This window comes from Streptomyces sp. NBC_00513 (genome assembly GCF_041431415.1).
Classification (GTDB): Bacteria; Actinomycetota; Actinomycetes; order Streptomycetales; family Streptomycetaceae; genus Streptomyces.
This window is the reverse complement of record NZ_CP107845.1, coordinates 4037854-4055180: the sequence shown is the minus strand read 5'-3', so window position 1 is coordinate 4055180 and position 17327 is coordinate 4037854. Positions and strand designations below refer to the sequence as shown.

The following is a 17327-nucleotide window of genomic DNA, read 5'->3' as shown; positions in this document are numbered from 1 at the left end:
GACACGAAGTTCGAGACCCCACACCCTCACGGATCACGTGTTGGCCATGTCCACGAAGCGCGAGTAATGACCCTGGAAGGCCACGGTGATGGTGGCGGTGGGGCCGTTACGGTGCTTCGCCACGATCAGGTCCGCCTCGCCGGCGCGGGGGGACTCCTTCTCGTAGGCGTCCTCGCGGTGGAGCAGGATCACCATGTCCGCGTCCTGCTCGATCGAGCCGGATTCACGCAGGTCGGAGACCATCGGCTTCTTGTCGGTTCGCTGCTCGGGACCACGGTTCAGCTGGGAGAGCGCGATCACCGGTACCTCAAGCTCCTTGGCCAGCAGCTTGAGGTTTCGGGACATGTCCGAGACCTCCTGCTGACGGCTCTCGGGACGGCGCGAGCCACCCGATTGCATGAGCTGGAGGTAGTCGATGACGACGAGCGAGAGATCGGCGCGCTGCTTGAGCCGGCGACACTTCGCCCGGATCTCCATCATCGACAGGTTGGGAGAGTCGTCGATGTACAGCGGGGCGGCGGACACGTCCGGCATCCGGCGGGCCAGCCGCGTCCAGTCGTCGTCGGTCATCGTGCCCGAGCGCATGTGGTGCAGCGCCACGCGGGCCTCGGCCGAGAGCAGGCGCATCGCGATCTCGTTGCGGCCCATTTCGAGGGAGAAGATGACGCTCGGCAGGTTGCTCTTGATGGAACAGGCGCGGGCGAAGTCCAGCGCGAGCGTCGACTTTCCCATGGCGGGTCGGGCCGCGATGACGATCATCTGGCCGGGGTGCAGGCCGTTGGTCAGCGAATCCAGGTCGGTGAAGCCGGTCGGGACTCCCGACATCTGGCCGCTGCGCGAACCGATCGCCTCGATCTCGTCGAGGGCGCCTTCCATGATGTCGCCGAGCGGCAGGTAGTCCTCGGAGGTGCGCTGCTCGGTGACGGCGTAGATCTCCGCCTGGGCGCTGTTGACGATCTCGTCCACATCGCCGTCGGCCGCGTATCCCATCTGCGTGATCTTGGTGCCGGCCGCGACGAGGCGCCGCAGAACGGCTCTCTCGTGGACGATCTCGGCGTAGTACTCGGCGTTGGCCGCCGTCGGGACGGACTGGACCAGAGTGTGCAGGTACGAGGCCCCGCCGACCTTGCTGATCTCGCCGCGCCGGGTCAGCTCCGCGCCGACCGTGATCGGGTCGGCCGGTTCGCCCTTCGCGTACAGATCGAGGATGGCCTGGTAGATCGTCTCGTGGGACGGCCGGTAGAAGTCGTGGCCCTTGATGACCTCGACCACGTCGGCGATGGCGTCCTTCGAGAGCAGCATGCCTCCGAGCACCGATTGTTCGGCGTCGAGGTCCTGCGGCGGAACGCGCTCGAAGCCGCCGCCCCCGCCGTCCCAGGAGCCTCCCTCACGGCCCTGGTCCTGCTGGTCGTCCCCGCGGCCGCGTCCCTCTCCCTTACGGCGCGAGCGGGCGGGCAGACGGTCACCTGGACCGCTGTCGGCCCAGGGGTCGTCCATGGGCTCGGACATGCTCACCGGGCCGCCTCCTCCCGTCCGCTGCGCGGACCTCGCCGTGTCACTCTTTCTACGACACGGCTCTGACATTCGGGGTGCCCGAATCGGCTGTCGGCGCGTCGGGGCAACGCACCACGGTAGGGCCGCGAGCGACGTCAGCCAATCTTGTTATCCACAGGGTGTGTGGATGAGATGTGGACGACGGCGCCAATGCTGTGGGTAACTGCCTCCAAGCTGTGTACGGACCGGGGGACGACGCTGTGGACAAAATCACCCGACCACCCTCCGCACCCTATCTGACCTGCGATTTCTTGCCGATCTAGCCGTGGGGAAGAAATTTCTTCGCCACTGTCTCAAGATCGCCCCCAATGGGGTGGGAAGAACACCCAAGTCAGCACTTCGGTAAGGATCCAAAGAGCCTTGCATCCATTACCTGTGGAAGATTAGATTGAGCACATGACACAGGCCTCCACAGCGCCGAAGGCTGCGCCGAGACGACACGACCGCGAGATCCTCGCCTTGGCAGTCCCCGCGTTCGGAGCCCTCGTCGCCGAACCCCTCTTCCTGATGGCCGACAGCGCCATCGTGGGCCACCTGGGCACGCCGCAGCTGGCCGGTCTGGGCATCGCCGCCGCACTGCTCACCACCGCGGTGAGCGTCTTCGTCTTCCTCGCCTACGCCACCACCGCGGCGGTCGCCCGCCGGGTGGGCGCGGGCGATCTCCCGGCGGCGATCCGCCAGGGCATGGACGGCATCTGGCTCGCGCTGCTGCTGGGCGCCGCCGTCGTCGCCGTCGTCCTGCCCGCGGCCCCCTGGCTGGTCTCCCTCCTCGGCGCCTCCGACAACGTGGCCCCGTACGCGATCACCTACCTGCGGATCTCCGCCCTCGGCATCCCCGCGATGCTCATGGTGCTGGCAGCCACCGGTGTCATCCGCGGGCTCCAGGACACCCGGACCCCGCTCTACGTCGCCATCGGCGGGTTCACGCTCAACGGCGTCCTGAACGTCGCTCTCGTCTACGGGGCCGGTTTCGGCATCGCCGGTTCTGCCTGGGGCACCGTGCTCGCCCAGTGCGCCATGGCCGCCGCCTACCTGGTCGTGGTCGTACGCGGAGCCCGCCGGCACGGCGCCTCCCTGCGCCCCGACCCGGCGGGAATCCGGGCCTGCGCCCAGGCCGGCGTACCGCTTCTGGTCCGCACCCTGTCGCTGCGCGCGGTCCTGATGATCGCCACCGCCGTGGCCGCGCGACTCGGCGACGCCGATGTCGCCGCCCACCAGATCCTGCTCTCCCTCTGGAGCCTGCTCGCCTTCGCCCTGGACGCCATCGCGATCGCCGGCCAGGCGATCATCGGCCGCTACCTGGGAGCCGGGGACACCGAGGGAGCCAAGGCGGTCTGCCGCCGGATGGTCCAGTGGGGCGTCGTCGCGGGCATCGTCCTGGGGCTGCTGGTCGCCGTGGCCCGCCCGGTCTTCATCCCCTTGTTCACCGGCGACCCGGCCGTCGAGTCCGCCCTCCTGCCGGCGCTGCTGGTCGTGGCGCTCTCCCAGCCGGTGTCCGGCATCGTCTTCGTCCTGGACGGAGTCCTGATGGGCGCCGGAGACAGCCGCTACCTGGCCTGGGCCATGCTGCTGACCCTCGCCGTGTTCGCCCCGGCCGCTCTCCTCGTCCCGGCCCTCGGAGGAGGCCTGACGGCCCTCTGGTGGGCCATGGCCCTGATGATGCTGGTCCGCATGGTGACGCTCCAGCTCCGCGCCCGCTCGGGCCGCTGGCTGGTCGCCGGGGCCACCCGCTGAGCCACCCGACCACCGAGGCCCCCGATGGCCGGTGTTTCACGTGAAACACCGGCGCGCCCCGCTCCGCCTGTTTCACGTGAAACCGTGAAACGCCGCGTTTCACGTGAAACATCGCGCCGCTCGGCACCCGGCCACCGGCCGCTGGCCACGGTGGACGTCCGAAAACGACGAAGGGCCGCACCCCCAAGGGGGTGCGGCCCTTCGTGCGCAGCACTTAGGCGGCGACGACCTCGACGCCCACGTTCGCGAGGACCTCGGTGTGCAGACGCACGGAGACCTGGTACGAACCGAGGGTCTTGATCGGCGAGCCCAGCTCGACGCGGCGCTTGTCGACCTTCGGGCCACCGGAAGCCTCGATCGCCGTGGCGATGTCGGACTGCGTGACGGAACCGAAGAGACGGCCGGCGTCACCCGAGCGGGTGGCCAGACGGACCTTCACGCCCTCGAGCTTGGCCTTGATCTCGTTGGCCTGCTCGATGGTCGCGATCTCGTGGATCTTGCGGGCGCGGCGAATCTGCGCCACGTCCTGCTCGCCACCCTTGGTCCAGCGGATCGCGAAGCGACGCGGGATCAGGTAGTTGCGAGCGTAGCCGTCCTTGACGTCGACGACGTCACCTGCGGCACCGAGGCCATTGACCTCGTGGGTCAGGATGATCTTCATTGTTCGGTCACCCTTTCCTTATCGCGCGGTGGACGTGTAGGGCAGCAGCGCCATCTCACGGCTGTTCTTGACGGCCGTGGCGACGTCACGCTGGTGCTGCGTGCAGTTGCCGGTGACGCGGCGGGCACGGATCTTGCCGCGGTCGGAAATGAACTTCCGCAGCATGTTCGTGTCCTTGTAGTCCACGTACACGGTCTTGTCCTTGCAGAACGCGCAGACCTTCTTCTTAGGCTTGCGCACAGGCGGCTTCGCCATTGTGTCTCTCCTGTGTGATCAAGAAGTGGGGTTGCGAGCTGCCCTAGAAGGGCGGCTCGTCCGAGTAGCCACCGCCGGAGCCGCCGGAGCTTCCGCCCCAACCGCCCCCGCCGCCGCCCTGCTGCTGCTGGCCACCGGCCGGCGCGCTGGACGCCCACGGGTCGTCGGAGGGAGTTCCGCCGCCCTGCGGCGCGCCGCCACTGGGGGCTCCGCCCCAGTTGCCACCGCCGCCACCCTGCTGCTGACCGCCGCCGCCGTATCCACCCTGGGCACCGCGACCGCTGGTCTTGTTGACCTTGGCCGTGGCGCTCTTCAGGCTGGGGCCGACTTCCTCGACGTCCAGCTCGTAGACCGTGCGCTTGACACCCTCACGGTCCTCGTACGACCGCTGCTTCAGCCGGCCCTGCACGATGACGCGCATGCCCCGCTGAAGGGACTCGGCGACGTTCTCCGCCGCTTGACGCCAGACCGAGCAGGTCAGGAACAGGCCTTCGCCGTCCTTCCACTCATTGGTCTGCTTGTCGAAGATGCGGGGAGTGGACGCGACACGGAACTTCGCGACCGCCGCACCCGAGGGGGTGAAGCGCAGCTCGGGGTCGTCGACGAGATTGCCGACGACCGTGATGACGGTCTCGCCTGCCATGGATGAACCTCTCGGCGGGGATTGCTGCTGGGCTGCTGTGCTACTCGGTCCCGATTACCGCTGAACCGAAGTTCAGTGGGTCTCGGGGCGAAGGACCTTGGTCCGGAGAACCGACTCGTTCAGGTTCATCTGTCGGTCAAGCTCCTTGACGACCGCAGGCTCGGCCTGAAGGTCGATGACCGAGTAGATGCCCTCGGGCTTCTTCTTGATCTCGTAAGCGAGACGACGACGGCCCCAGGTGTCGACCTTCTCGACCTTTCCGTTGCCCTCACGGACGACGGAGAGGAAGTTCTCGATCAGCGGGGAGACAGCGCGCTCCTCGAGATCGGGGTCGAGGATGACCATCACTTCGTAGTGACGCATGTGGAACCCACCTCCTTTGGACTCAGCGGCCACGGTCGTTCCGTGGCAGGAGGGTCGTGATGCGTACTGCACGGCATCCACAGAGCAGACACCGCGCAGACCGTACAGACTACCTGCTCGACTCCTTCCGGTTGAAATCCGGCGGGAGAGGGCCACACTCTGTATGCATCGGGTGTGCTCGGTGCTATGCCCCCGGCTCCGCCGGAGGAGGCCCCGCAGCACCGCTCTGCTTCAGCCAGGAGGTGCCTTACCGATGGCACAGGCAACGCGGCCCCAGTCCGCCATCTCGCTCTTCGCGACCGATGGCAAGCCCCATCCGCTGCAGGACACCCTGTTGGCGGCCACCCTGATCCTCGGCGCCGTGGCGTTCGTCACGGGCTTCTTCGACAATCTGCACCTGCTCAGCTCGTGGACCGGGCTGGTCGGGATCCTCACCGGCGCCTACGGACAGTTCATCTCGGTGACGACACGCGAGCGCTTCGCGCTGATCATCGGGCTTGGCGCCTCGGCCATCGGCTTCTACCTCGGCATGGCGCACGGCGGTCTCTTCGGCGGCTGGCTGAGCTGATCGGGGTACCTCCGCGACAAGGGCACCGGCCGCCGGCGGCCGGTGCCCGGCCCGTCCCCCAGAAGGGTGGTGCCCCCGTCGCAGTAGGCTTCGCGCCATAGCCAGCGAAGCCGCCGGAGGAGCACCCCGCATGAGCCTGTCCCTGAGGACCATCAGCCGAGAGCAGCATCTGGGTTTCCTCCAGAGCCTGCCCTCCGCTAGCCACTGCCAGGTCCCGGCGTGGGCCGACGTGAAGAACGAGTGGCGCTCCGAGAACCTCGGTTGGTTCGACGGATCCGGCGAACTCGTCGGTGCCGCACTCGTGTTGTACCGCCAACTGCCCAAGGTGAAGCGCTACCTCGCCTACCTCCCCGAGGGCCCGGTCATCAACTGGTACGCCCCGAATCTGGAGGAGTGGCTCCAGCCGATGCTGAGCCACCTCAAGCAGCAGGGCGCCTTCACCGTGAAGATGGGTCCGCCCGTCGTCATCCGACGCTGGAACTCGGCGGCCATCAAGGCGGGCATCCAGGACCCCGACGTCAAGCGCCTGCGCGACGTGGAGGCCTCGGTGATCGAGCCCCGCGCCTTCGAGGTGTCCGACAAGTTGCGCCGCATGGGCTGGCAGCAGGCCGAGGACGGCGGCGCCGGCTTCGGCGACGTCCAGCCCCGCTACGTCTTCCAGGTACCGCTGGCCAACCGCTCGCTGGACGATGTCCTCAAGGGCTTCAACCAGCTGTGGCGCCGCAACATCAAGAAGGCCGAGAAGGCCGGCGTCGAGGTGGTCCAGGGCGGCTACGACGACCTGCCGACCTGGCAGCACCTCTACGAGATCACGGCCGAGCGCGACAAGTTCCGCCCGCGTCCGCTCAGCTACTTCCAGCGCCAGTGGACGGCCCTCAACTCCGAGGACCCCAACCGGATGCGGCTGTACATCGCGACGCACGAGGGCGAGCCCCTGGCCGCGGCCACGATGATCACCGTCGGCCAACACGTCTGGTACTCGTACGGAGCCTCCGCGAACCACAAGCGCGAGGTAAGGCCCTCGAACGCGATGCAGTGGCGCATGCTCCGCGATTCGTACGCGCTCGGCGCGAGCGTCTATGACCTGCGCGGCATCAGTGACACGCTGGACGAGAACGACCACCTGTTCGGCCTGATCCAGTTCAAGGTCGGCACGGGCGGCGAGGCCGTCGAGTACGTCGGCGAGTGGGACTTCCCGCTCAACAAGGTGCTGCACAAGGCGCTCGACATCTACATGTCCCGCCGCTGACCCGCACTTTCGACCCACCCACATACACAGCACCGCTGTACCAAGCGGCTTTCCAGAGAGGCTCCGGACGGGCATGGCGCTCACGCTCTACGTCGACACCGCGCGCTGGCGTGCGCACCAGAAGCAGGTCGCGGACCGGTTCCCCGGGTTGATCCCGGTCTGCAAGGGCAACGGCTACGGCTTCGGCCACGAGCGGCTGTGCGAGGAGGCGACCCGGATGGGCGCCGACATCCTCGCCGTCGGGACGACCTACGAGGCCGCGAACATCAAGGACTGGTTCGGCGGTGACCTGCTCGTCCTCACCCCGTTCCGGCGCGGCGAGGACCCGGTGCCGCTGCCGGACCGGGTGATCCGCTCGGTGTCCTCCGTGGACGGGGTCCGCGGTCTGGTCGGCGCCCGCGTGGTCATCGAGTGCATGAGCTCGATGCGCCGCCACGGCGTCTCGGAACAGGACCTGGGACAGCTCCACTCCGCCATCGAGGACGTCCGTCTGGAGGGCTTCGCCCTGCACCTGCCGCTGGACCGCCCCGACGGCTCGGACGCCGTCGAGGAGGTCATCGGCTGGATGGATCGGCTGCGCGCGGCCCGGCTGCCGCTGCACACCATGTTCGTCAGCCACCTGAAGGCGGAGGAGCTGACGCGGCTCCAGCAGCAGTTCCCGCAGACCCGCTTCCGGGCCCGCATCGGCACCCGGCTGTGGTTGGGCGACCACGAGGCGACCGAGTACCGCGGCGCGGTCCTCGACGTCACCCGGGTCTCCAAGGGGGAACGGTTCGGCTACCGGCAGCAGAAGGCCGCGTCCGACGGCTGGTTGGTCGTCGTCGCCGGCGGTACGTCGCACGGAGTGGGCCTGGAGGCCCCCAAGGCCCTGCACGGGGTGATGCCGCGTGCCAAGGGCGTCGCCCGGGCGGGCCTGGCCACCGTGAACCGCAACCTGTCCCCGTTCGTGTGGGCGGGCAAGCAGCGCTGGTTCGCCGAGCCCCCGCACATGCAGGTGTCGATCCTGTTCGTGCCCTCGGACGCGACCGAGCCGAAGGTGGGCGACGAGCTGGTGGCGCACTTGCGGCACACCACCACGCAGTTCGACCGGGTGTTGGACGCCTGATCCGTTCCGGTCAGCGACCGGGGTCCTGACCCCAGTCGACCCGCCGTCCCTCAGAGGGCGTCGCCTTGTGCGGCGCCCTCGCCGCGTCCGACAGCACGAACACGTCCTCGGCCCGGTCCAGGACGCCCCCGGAGGGGTCGTCCGATCCGTCGCGGCGCACGACGTCGCGCTCGGGCAGCAGGATGTCCCGTACGACCACGGCGCAGAGGTAGAGGGTCGCCAGCAGGTGGGCGGCGATCGCCACCTGATAGCCCTCCACGGGCAGGCCCTGGTGCTTGTCTCCGCTGGAGGTGTAGGCAAGGTAGAACCAGATCCCGAGGAAGTACACGACCTCGCCGGCCTGCCAGATGAGGAAGTCGCGCCAGCGCGGCCGGGCCAGCGCGGCTAGCGGGACGAGCCACAGCACGTACTGCGGCGAGTAGACCTTGTTGGCCAGGATGAATGCGGCGACGACGAGGAACGCCAGCTGGGCGAAGCGGGGGCGTCGGGGGGCCGTCAGGGTGAGGAGCGCGATCCCTCCGCAGAGCAGCAGGGTCAAGCCCGTGGCGTAGGTGTTCGCGTCCTCCAGGGGGTTCCCGGAGCGCTGGGAGATCAGCAGCCAGACCGAGCCGAAGTCGATGGGCCGTTCCTGGCTGAACGTGTAGAACTTCGTCCACCCGTCCCAGGCGAAGATCATGACGGGCAGGTTCACCACGAGCCAGGCACCGACCGTGCCGAGGAGGGCACCGGCGAACGCGCGCCATTTCCCGGCACGCAGGCAGAGCACGAAGAGCACCCCGAGCAGCAGCACCGGGTAGAGCTTGGCCGCGGTGGCCAGACCGATGAAGACACCGAAGAGCACCGTCCGCCCGCGGGACCACAGGAGCATCGCGACGGCGGTCAGGGCGAGGGCGAGCAGGTCCCAGTTGATCGTCGCCGTGAGCGCGAAGGCGGGCGCGAGGGCCAGCAGCAGCGCGTCCCACGGCCGGCGGCGGTGGGTGCGGGCGACACACACGGCGATGATCGCGGCGCACGCCATCAGCATGCCCGCGTTGACCATCCAGTACATCTGTTCGCGATGCTGCATGGAGCCGCTGCCGGGCGTCAGCCAGGAGGCCACCTGCATGAAGAGCCCGGTCAGCACCGGGTACTCGAGGTACTCCATGTCGCCGGTGAGCCGGTCCCAGTAGGGGACGAGACCGTCGGCGAAGCCGCGTACGACGTACAGGTGCGGGATGTCGGAGTAGCAGGCGTGCGTGTACTGCGAGCCGGCCCCCCGGAACCACGCCCAGTCGTAGCAGGGCAGTTTCTGCGCCATGCCCAACGCGAACATCCCGAGGGCCACGAGGACCACCACCCGCACCGGGGTCAGCCAGTGGCCGCCCAGCCGGGCATGGCGACCCAGCGGGCCGCCGATGAGCTCGCTGCCGGCCGCGGCGACCTCGTCCTGCTGGGTGGGCAGTACGGGCCGGTCCTCGTGCACCTTCGTCATGCGCTCATCCTGCCGTACCGGGCCGGGCACGGACGAGGGCCGCCGCACGGTGTGCGGCGACCCTCGTCAGGTGGTGGTGGCGGACCGGTCAGCCGCCGACACCGGCGGTGGTGCCCCAGCTGCCGCCTCCCGGGCGGCCCGGTTTACCCGAGGTGGGCGGTGACGGGTCTCCGCCCGCCCCGCCGTCGGCCGCGCCGCCGGCTCCCGCGTCACCTCCGTTGCCGCCGCCGTCGGCTCCGTTCCCACCGTTGCCGCCGCCGATCAGGCCACCGACGTCGTTGCCGCTGGTGGTACCGCCGTCGGGGTCCTTCTCACACACCTGCCAGGGCCGGCACTTCGGCTTGTCCTCGGTCTTGGAGGGGGACGGGGACACCTTCGGCGGGGAGCTCGACGGGGAGGAGGGCGAGGGCGAGGGGGAGGGCGGTACCGAGGGCGCCGAAGGCGTGGGGCTCGGCGCGCCGGAGGCGTGGGCGATCACGCCGATCTCGTCCGGCTCCGGGAACTCCTTGATCGGCGCCCCCTTGAGGGCCTCGCGCATGTACTCGGTCCAGATCACGGTCGGGATGTCACCACCGTGGATGGAGTCGATGCCTCCGACACCGTTCATGGACTGCAGCGACTGCCCCTTGGCGTTGGGGTCGCTGCGGAACAGGGTGACGGCCGTGGACAGTTCCGGGGTGTAGCCGACGAACCAGGCCGACTTGTTCTTGTCGGTGGTACCGGTCTTGCCCGCGGCGGGCCGCTCCAGCTTCTTGGCCTTGATCGCGGTGCCGTTCTGGACGACGTTCTCCAGGACCTTGGTGATGTTGTCCGCGATGGCGTTGTCCATGGCCCGCTGCGGCTTGGGAGCCTCGAAGCCGGGCAGCTCCACCCCGTCCTTCTTCACGCTGGTCACGGAGAACGGCTCGTGATGCGTGCCCGAGGCGGCGAAGGTGGCGTACGAGTCGGCCATCCGGATCGCGCTCGGGGTCGAGGTTCCCAGCGCGAACGAGGCGTTGTCGTTCGGGTCCATCGAGTCTTCGAGGATGCCGGTGGACTTGGCCACCTCGCGGACCTTGTCGTGGCCGACGTCGAAGACGAGCTGGGCGAACGGGACGTTGATGGAGCTTTCCATCGCCTTGTTGAGGGTCACGTACCCGTAGGGCGTGGTGCTCTCGTTCTTCTGCCTGAACGGCTGACGGTTCTTGCCGAGCAGGGGCTTGCCCGCACGGTTGGTGATCACAGTGAGGTCGTCGGCCATGTACTTGCTGTCGACCGAGATCCCCTCGCCGTCGGAGTTCTGGGTGCCGTACTCCATCGCGGCCGCCAGCACGTACGGCTTCCACGTCGAGCCGACCGGGACGCCCTGGGTGTCGGCGTTGTTGGTGAAGTGCTTCTTGTCCATGCCGGGCCCGCCGTACAGGGCCACGATCGCCCCGGACTTCGGGTCCACCGACGCGGCGCCGAACTGGACGTGGGTGTCGGTGTCGGGCCGGCGCTTCTCGTCGAGGAAGTCCTTGCGGGTCGCGTCGACGGCCTTGGACAGGGCCTCGACCCTCGCCTTGTCGAAGGTGGTGCGGATCTGGTAGCCGCCCAGCGCCATCTTGTCCGCGCTGATGTGCAGCTTCCTCATCATGTACTGCTTGGCCGTCTCGACCAGGTAGCCGGTCTGGCCCGACAGCCCGCGCGCCTGCTCCGACTCGACGCGTGCGGGGAACTCCGTGTACTTGGCGCGCTCGGCCTGGTCCATCCGACCGACCACGACCTCGCGGTCGAGCACCCAGGCCCAGCGCTGACGGGCCCGCTGCTCGTTCAGCTCGGGGGTGGCCGCCGTGCCGAGGCCGCCGTCGGGGTTGTACAGGTTCGGCCCCTTGAGCACGGACGCCAGGAAGGCGCTCTCCGAGGGGGTCAGGTTCTTGCAGTCCTTGCCGAAGTAGGCGCGTGAGGCGGCCTGGATGCCGTAGGCGTCGCGGCCGTAGTAGGCGGTGTTGAGGTAACCGGCGAGCACCTCGTCCTTCGGCGCGGTGAGACCGAGCCTTATCGAGATGAAGAGCTCGGTCACCTTGCGCTTGAGCGTCTGCTCGGAGTCCAGGAAGTTGTTCTTCACGTACTGCTGCGTGATCGTCGAGCCACCCTGGGTGGAGCCGCCCTTGGCCATGTTCACCACGGCACGGGCGATGCCCATCGGGTCGACGCCCTTGTCCGTCTCGAAGGACTCGTTCTCCGCGGCGATGACCGCGTTGCGCATCGAGAGCGGGATCTCGTCGATCTGCACGATCTGGCGGTTCATGGAACCACCGGTCGCGACCATCTGACTGCCGTCGGCCCAGTAGAAGACGTTGTTCTGCGCCTGGGCCGCCTTGTTGGCGTCGGGCGTGCTCACCATGGCGATACCGATGCCGGCACCCGCGATGATCACCGCGAGGAAGCCCAGCGTGGTGCCGCTCACGAGCTTCCAGGACGGAACGAACCGTTTCCACCCGTCCCTGTCGGAGCGGGGGTAGTTGACGAGCCGGCGGTTCGGGCGGCTCGCTCCGGTTCCGGATCTGCCCGACTGGGCCCCGTCTCGACCCCGACCGGCCGAACCTCTCTGGGCGGCTCTTCGGGACTCGACCCGACCGCCGGAGGGGGACTGCTCTCCGTACGAAGCACTGGGAGACGCCGCGCGGGCGTCATGCCCCGCCCCGGCGCCGCGGCCAGAGCGCTGCGGCGCGGGCCGGCGGGACGCGGCGCGGCCGCCGCCCTGGGCTTGCTGCGGCGGTTTACGGCGATGCTCGCTCATCGAACGACTACTCCTCGGGCAGGCGAGTGGCCTGGCAGCGGCGGTGCATTCCGGTTCCCCCCGGTGTCATGCCGCACAGACTACGCACGGTCAAAACCCAATCAGTGCCGAAGTTCACCCCAAATCAGGCAACTTGCGTACGTCGAATTAGTGATGTGACGCCAGTCACCACGTCACCCCTTGTCGCCGGAGGCCGCCCGTTCTATCGTCTGGATGTATCGAGTCGATACATCAGCTCGACATAAACTCAGGGGCAGAGGAGAGGCAGGCGGATGAGCAGGCGCTCAGGCATCCTCGAATTCGCCGTCCTCGGCCTGCTTCGCGAATCCCCCATGCACGGCTACGAGCTCCGCAAGCGGCTCAACACCTCGCTGGGGGTGTTCAGGGCGTTCAGCTACGGAACCCTGTACCCCTGCCTCAAGACGCTCGTCGCCAACGGCTGGTTGATCGAAGAACCGGGCAACGCCCCGGAAGACGCTCTCGCCGCTTCACTCGCAGGGCGCCGCGCCAAGATCGTCTACCGGTTGACGGCAGCAGGTAAGGAGCACTTCGAAGAGCTCCTCTCCCACACCGGCCCGGACACCTGGGAGGACGAGTCCTTCGCCGCCCGTTTCGCCTTCTTCGGTCAAACCGAACGAGAAGTGCGCATGCGGGTGCTGGAGGGTCGCCGCAGCCGGCTGGAAGAGCGTCTGGAGAAGATGCGCGCCTCGCTCGTCCGTACGCGGGAGCGGCTCGACGACTACACGCTTGAGCTGCAGCGCCACGGCATGGAATCCGTGGAGCGCGAAGTGCGCTGGCTGAACGAGCTCATCGAGAGCGAGCGGGCGGGACGGGATCAGAGACGACCCGGTCCGTCCGACGAAACTGCAAAATGAGGCCTGCATCTCGCAGGCCTCGTCCGAGAACAAACAGGGAGCAACCGGAATGGGTTCGGTTCGCGTAGCCATCGTCGGCGTAGGCAACTGCGCCGCCTCGCTGGTGCAGGGCGTCGAGTACTACAAGGACGCCGACCCGGCGGCCAAGGTCCCCGGTCTGATGCACGTCCAGTTCGGCGACTACCACGTGCGTGACATCGAGTTCGTCGCCGCGTTCGACGTCGACGCGAAGAAGGTCGGCCTCGACCTCTCGGACGCCATCGGCGCCAGCGAGAACAACACCATCAAGATCTGCGACGTCCCGAACGCGGGCGTGACCGTGCAGCGCGGCCACACCCTGGACGGCCTGGGCAAGTACTACCGCATGACGATCGAGGAGTCCGCCGAGACTCCGGTCGACGTGGTCCAGGTCCTCAAGGACCGCGAGGTCGACGTCCTGATCTGCTACCTCCCCGTCGGCTCCGAGGCGGCGGCGAAGTTCTACGCGCAGTGCGCCATCGACGCGAAGGTCGCCTTCGTCAACGCCCTTCCGGTCTTCATCGCCGGCACCAAGGAGTGGGCGGACAAGTTCACCGAGGCCGGCGTCCCGATCGTCGGCGACGACATCAAGTCGCAGGTCGGCGCGACCATCACGCACCGCGTGATGGCGAAGCTGTTCGAGGACCGCGGTGTCCGTCTTGAGCGCACCATGCAGCTCAACGTCGGCGGCAACATGGACTTCAAGAACATGCTGGAGCGTGACCGCCTCGAATCGAAGAAGATCTCGAAGACGCAGGCCGTCACCTCGCAGATCCCGGACCGCGACCTGGGCGAGAACAACGTCCACATCGGCCCGTCCGACTACGTCGCCTGGCTCGACGACCGCAAGTGGGCCTACGTCCGCCTCGAAGGCCGCGCCTTCGGCGATGTTCCGCTGAACCTCGAGTACAAGCTCGAGGTGTGGGACTCCCCGAACTCCGCCGGTGTCATCATCGACGCCCTGCGCGCGGCGAAGATCGCCAAGGACCGGGGCATCGGTGGCCCGATCCTGTCGGCTTCGAGCTACTTCATGAAGTCCCCGCCGGTGCAGTACTTCGACGACGAGGCCTACGCGAACGTCGAGAAGTTCATCAAGGGCGAGGTCGAGCGCTAAACCGCTCGCCGCGTCCGCGCGACGCGAAGCGAAGCACCAAGGTCCTTCCGGACACCTGGTCTTCGGCTGCTCTTCCACCGAGGGTCCCCGGGCAATGTGCCCGGGGACCCTCGGTGTGTGTGACCCTTTCCCTCATGCCCGTCGTACGTGATCTGCGCGTACTCCTGCGCCTGAGGGATTTCCGCAACCTGCTCGCCGTACGGCTCTTCTCCCAGGCCGCGGACGGGGTGTACCAGGTCGCACTCGCCACCTACGTGGTGTTCTCCCCGGAGAAGCAGACCTCGCCCGCGGCCATCGCCTCGGCCATGGCCGTGCTTCTGCTGCCCTACTCGGTGATCGGCCCCTTCGCCGGGGTGCTGCTGGACCGTTGGCGGCGACGTCAGGTCTTCCTCTACGGCAACCTGCTGCGGGCCTTCCTCGCCTGCGTCACCGGCGTGCTGATCGTCGCGCACGTCCCCGACTGGCTGTTCTACGCCTCGGCGCTGTCGGTCACCGCCGTCAACCGCTTCGTCCTGGCCGGACTCGCCGCCTCCCTGCCACGGGTCGTCGGCCCCCACCAACTGGTCACCGCGAACGCCCTCTCGCCCACCGCCGGAACCCTCGCGGCGACCGCCGGCGGCGGCCTGGCCTTCCTCGTACGGCTGCTGGCCGTCGAGTCGAACGCCCTCGTGGTGCTCCTCGGCGCCGCGTTCTACCTCTGCGCCGCGCTCGTCTCCCTGCGGCTGGCCGTCGATCTCCTCGGCCCCGACCAGCCTCCCGGGCGGGTCCACCCGTCCATCGCCGAGGGGGTGGCCCTCACGGTGCGGGGCATGGCCGAAGGCCTGCGTCATCTCGCCGACCGCCGGGACGCACGCATGGCACTCACCGCGATGACCATGATGCGCTTCTGCTACGGCGCACTCCTGGTGATGCTGCTCATGCTCTGCCGCTACTCCTGGTCGGACAACGAGTCCGACGGGCTGGCCCTCCTGGGAATCGCGATCGGGGTCTCCGGCGCCGGGTTCTTCGCGGCCGCCATCGTCACGCCGTGGATCGTCGAGCGTCTGGGCAACCTGGGCTGGATCACCGTCTGCGCCGCGACGGCGGCACTGCTCGTCCCGGCACTCGGCCTGTTCTTCGCCGTCGGACCGATGCTCGTCGCGGCCTTCGTCCTGGGGCTCGCCACCCAGGGCGCCAAGATCTCCACCGACACCGTGATCCAGTCCCAGGTGGACGACGAGTTCCGCGGTCGGGTGTTCTCCGTCTACGACGTGCTCTTCAACGTCGCTTTCGTCGGCGCGGCCGCCGTGGCCTCGCTCATGCTTCCCGCAGACGGGCAGTCCGTCACCCTGATCCTGAGCGTGGCTCTCCTCTACGGGCTCACCGCGGCGCTGCTGCGACGCCAGGAGCGACGTTTCACGTGAAACATCAGGGGGCGATGGGTCGGGGCGGTCGATGTTTCACGTGAAACATCGACCGCCCCGGACGCCTCAGGCCTGGCCGGCCCACCACTCCTTGAGAGCCGTGACGGCGGCGTCACGCTCCATCGGTCCGTTCTCCAGCCGCAGCTCCAACAGGAACGCGTAGGCCTTGCCGATCACCGGCCCGGGACCGACACCCAGCACCTGCTGGATCTCGTTGCCGTCCAGGTCGGGCCGGATCGAGTCCAGTTGCTCCTGCTCCTGGAGCTGCGCGATGCGCTCCTCCAGACCGTCGTAGGTGCGGGAGAGCGCGTTGGCCTTGCGCTTGTTCCGGGTGGTGCAGTCCGACCGGGTCAGCTTGTGCAGCCGCTCCAGCAGGGGACCGGCATCGCGTACGTAGCGCCGCACGGCCGAGTCGGTCCACTCCCCGTCCCCGTAACCGTGGAAGCGCAGGTGCAGCTCCACGAGCCGGGACACGTCCTTGATCATGTCGTTCGAGTACTTCAGCGCGGTCATGCGCTTCTTGGTCATCTTCGCTCCGACCACCTCGTGGTGGTGGAAGGAGACCCGACCGTCGCCCTCGAACCGGCGGGTGCGCGGCTTGCCGATGTCGTGCAGCAGGGCGGCCAGACGCAGAACGAGGTCCGGGCCGTCCTCCTCCAGGTCGATCGCCTGTTCCAGCACGATCAGCGAGTGGTCGTAGACGTCCTTGTGACGGTGGTGCTCGTCACTCTCCAGCCGCAGGGCGGGCAGCTCGGGGAGCACCCGGTCCGCCAGCCCGGTGTCCACGAGCAGACCCAGGCCCTTGCGGGGGTGTGCGGACAGCAGCAGCTTGTTCAGCTCGCCCTGTACCCGCTCCGCCGAGACGATCTCGATCCGCTCGGACATCTCCTTCATCGCCGCCACGACCTCCGGAGCGACCTCGAAGTCGAGCTGCGCCGCGAACCGGGCCGCACGCAACATGCGCAGGGGGTCGTCCGAGAAGGAATCCTCCGGAGTGCCGGGGGTGCGCAGAACGCCCTCCCGGAGGTCCTCCAGGCCGCCGTGCGGGTCCACGAACACCTTCTCGGGCAGCGCGACCGCCATGGCGTTCACCGTGAAGTCCCGGCGGACCAGATCCTCCTCGATCGAGTCGCCGTAGGAAACCTCGGGCTTGCGCGAGGTCCGGTCGTACGACTCCGAGCGGTAGGTGGTCACCTCGATCTGGAAGCCCAGTTTCTGCGCTCCCACGGTGCCGAAGGCGATGCCCACGTCCCAGACCGAGTCGGCCCACGGCCTGATGATCTTCAGGACGTCCTCGGGGCGGGCATCGGTGGTGAAATCGAGATCGTTGCCGAGACGCCCGAGCAGCGCATCCCGAACGGACCCTCCGACCAGGGCCAGGCGGAAGCCGGCCTCCTGGAATCGGCGGCCGAGTTCGTCGGCGACAGGGGCGACCCGCAGCAGTTCACTGACCGCGCGGCTCTGCACCTGACTCAGGGCACTGGGGCTGTCTTCATTGGCGTTCGGCACAACAGAAAAGGGTACGTGGCTTGCCCGGTCCGGGCCGCCGCGTT

General features: G+C 68.2%; 15 protein-coding genes. 7 read left to right on the top strand and 8 right to left on the bottom strand.

What is annotated here, in order from left to right:
* Window positions 1–33 precede the first annotated feature (33 nt).
* Entirely contained in the window at window positions 34–1515 is a 1482-nt protein-coding gene (gene dnaB / locus OHA84_RS18690) for a replicative DNA helicase (RefSeq protein ID WP_053683979.1), read from the bottom strand.
* Between the two features lie 435 nt (window positions 1516–1950).
* On the opposite strand from dnaB, the gene OHA84_RS18685 reads away from it, so the two are divergent.
* Window positions 1951–3288 carry an MATE family efflux transporter gene (locus OHA84_RS18685; protein ID WP_266970668.1) on the top strand — a complete coding sequence of 446 codons (1338 nt, stop codon included), beginning with the start codon at window positions 1951–1953 and terminating at the stop codon, window positions 3286–3288.
* Between the two features lie 214 nt (window positions 3289–3502).
* On the opposite strand, the gene rplI is transcribed toward OHA84_RS18685, so the two are convergent.
* The 4 genes from rplI to rpsF form a co-directional block, all read right to left on the bottom strand.
* Complete coding sequence (gene rplI, locus OHA84_RS18680; RefSeq protein WP_053683975.1) at window positions 3503–3949, bottom strand: 50S ribosomal protein L9; 447 nt, start codon at window positions 3947–3949, stop codon at window positions 3503–3505.
* An 18-nt stretch (window positions 3950–3967) separates the two neighbouring features.
* Window positions 3968–4204 (bottom strand): 30S ribosomal protein S18, encoded by a 237-nt coding sequence (rpsR, locus tag OHA84_RS18675; RefSeq protein ID WP_003956534.1) that lies wholly within the window; start codon window positions 4202–4204, stop codon window positions 3968–3970.
* Window positions 4205–4247: 43 nt separating this feature from the next.
* Entirely contained in the window at window positions 4248–4847 is a 600-nt protein-coding gene (locus tag OHA84_RS18670) for a single-stranded DNA-binding protein (protein ID WP_266970670.1), read from the bottom strand.
* A 72-nt stretch (window positions 4848–4919) separates the two neighbouring features.
* Complete coding sequence (gene rpsF / locus OHA84_RS18665; protein ID WP_004950685.1) at window positions 4920–5210, bottom strand: 30S ribosomal protein S6; 291 nt, start codon at window positions 5208–5210, stop codon at window positions 4920–4922.
* A 253-nt stretch (window positions 5211–5463) separates the two neighbouring features.
* Between rpsF and OHA84_RS18660 the strand changes: the two genes are divergently transcribed.
* The 3 genes from OHA84_RS18660 to OHA84_RS18650 all read left to right on the top strand — a co-directional run bounded on the left by OHA84_RS18660 (window position 5464) and on the right by OHA84_RS18650 (window position 8132).
* Window positions 5464–5778, top strand: a complete 315-nt coding sequence (locus tag OHA84_RS18660; protein WP_053683972.1) for a hypothetical protein — start codon at window positions 5464–5466, stop codon at window positions 5776–5778.
* 130 nt (window positions 5779–5908) lie between these two features.
* On the top strand, window positions 5909–7027 hold the full coding sequence (locus OHA84_RS18655; protein ID WP_053683970.1) for a peptidoglycan bridge formation glycyltransferase FemA/FemB family protein: 1119 nt from the start codon (window positions 5909–5911) through the stop codon (window positions 7025–7027).
* Between the two features lie 73 nt (window positions 7028–7100).
* Window positions 7101–8132: an alanine racemase gene (locus OHA84_RS18650; RefSeq protein WP_053683968.1), complete on the top strand. Its 1032-nt coding sequence runs from the start codon at window positions 7101–7103 to the stop codon at window positions 8130–8132.
* Window positions 8133–8142: 10 nt separating this feature from the next.
* Here the strand turns inward: OHA84_RS18650 and OHA84_RS18645 are convergent, their stop codons facing one another.
* Both OHA84_RS18645 and OHA84_RS18640 read right to left on the bottom strand, forming a co-directional pair.
* Complete coding sequence (locus tag OHA84_RS18645) at window positions 8143–9603, bottom strand: glycosyltransferase family 87 protein (RefSeq protein WP_266970673.1); 1461 nt, start codon at window positions 9601–9603, stop codon at window positions 8143–8145.
* Window positions 9604–9691: 88 nt separating this feature from the next.
* Entirely contained in the window at window positions 9692–12364 is a 2673-nt protein-coding gene (locus OHA84_RS18640; RefSeq protein ID WP_266970675.1) for a transglycosylase domain-containing protein, read from the bottom strand.
* Window positions 12365–12636: 272 nt separating this feature from the next.
* Here OHA84_RS18640 and OHA84_RS18635 point away from each other — a divergent pair, with 272 nt between their 5' ends.
* The 3 genes from OHA84_RS18635 (at window position 12637) to OHA84_RS18625 (ending at window position 15774) form a co-directional block, all read left to right on the top strand.
* A complete protein-coding gene (locus OHA84_RS18635; protein WP_053683962.1) occupies window positions 12637–13239 on the top strand; it encodes a PadR family transcriptional regulator in 603 nt (200 codons plus the stop codon).
* A gap of 49 nt (window positions 13240–13288) precedes the next feature.
* Entirely contained in the window at window positions 13289–14371 is a 1083-nt protein-coding gene (locus OHA84_RS18630; RefSeq protein ID WP_053683960.1) for an inositol-3-phosphate synthase, read from the top strand.
* Window positions 14372–14505: 134 nt separating this feature from the next.
* Window positions 14506–15774 carry an MFS transporter gene (locus tag OHA84_RS18625; RefSeq protein WP_266970678.1) on the top strand — a complete coding sequence of 423 codons (1269 nt, stop codon included), beginning with the start codon at window positions 14506–14508 and terminating at the stop codon, window positions 15772–15774.
* Window positions 15775–15840: 66 nt separating this feature from the next.
* On the opposite strand, the gene OHA84_RS18620 is transcribed toward OHA84_RS18625, so the two are convergent.
* The gene (locus tag OHA84_RS18620; protein WP_053683955.1) at window positions 15841–17283 is read right to left on the bottom strand and encodes a CCA tRNA nucleotidyltransferase; all 1443 of its coding nucleotides are present in this window, start codon (window positions 17281–17283) and stop codon (window positions 15841–15843) included.
* Window positions 17284–17327 lie beyond the last annotated feature (44 nt).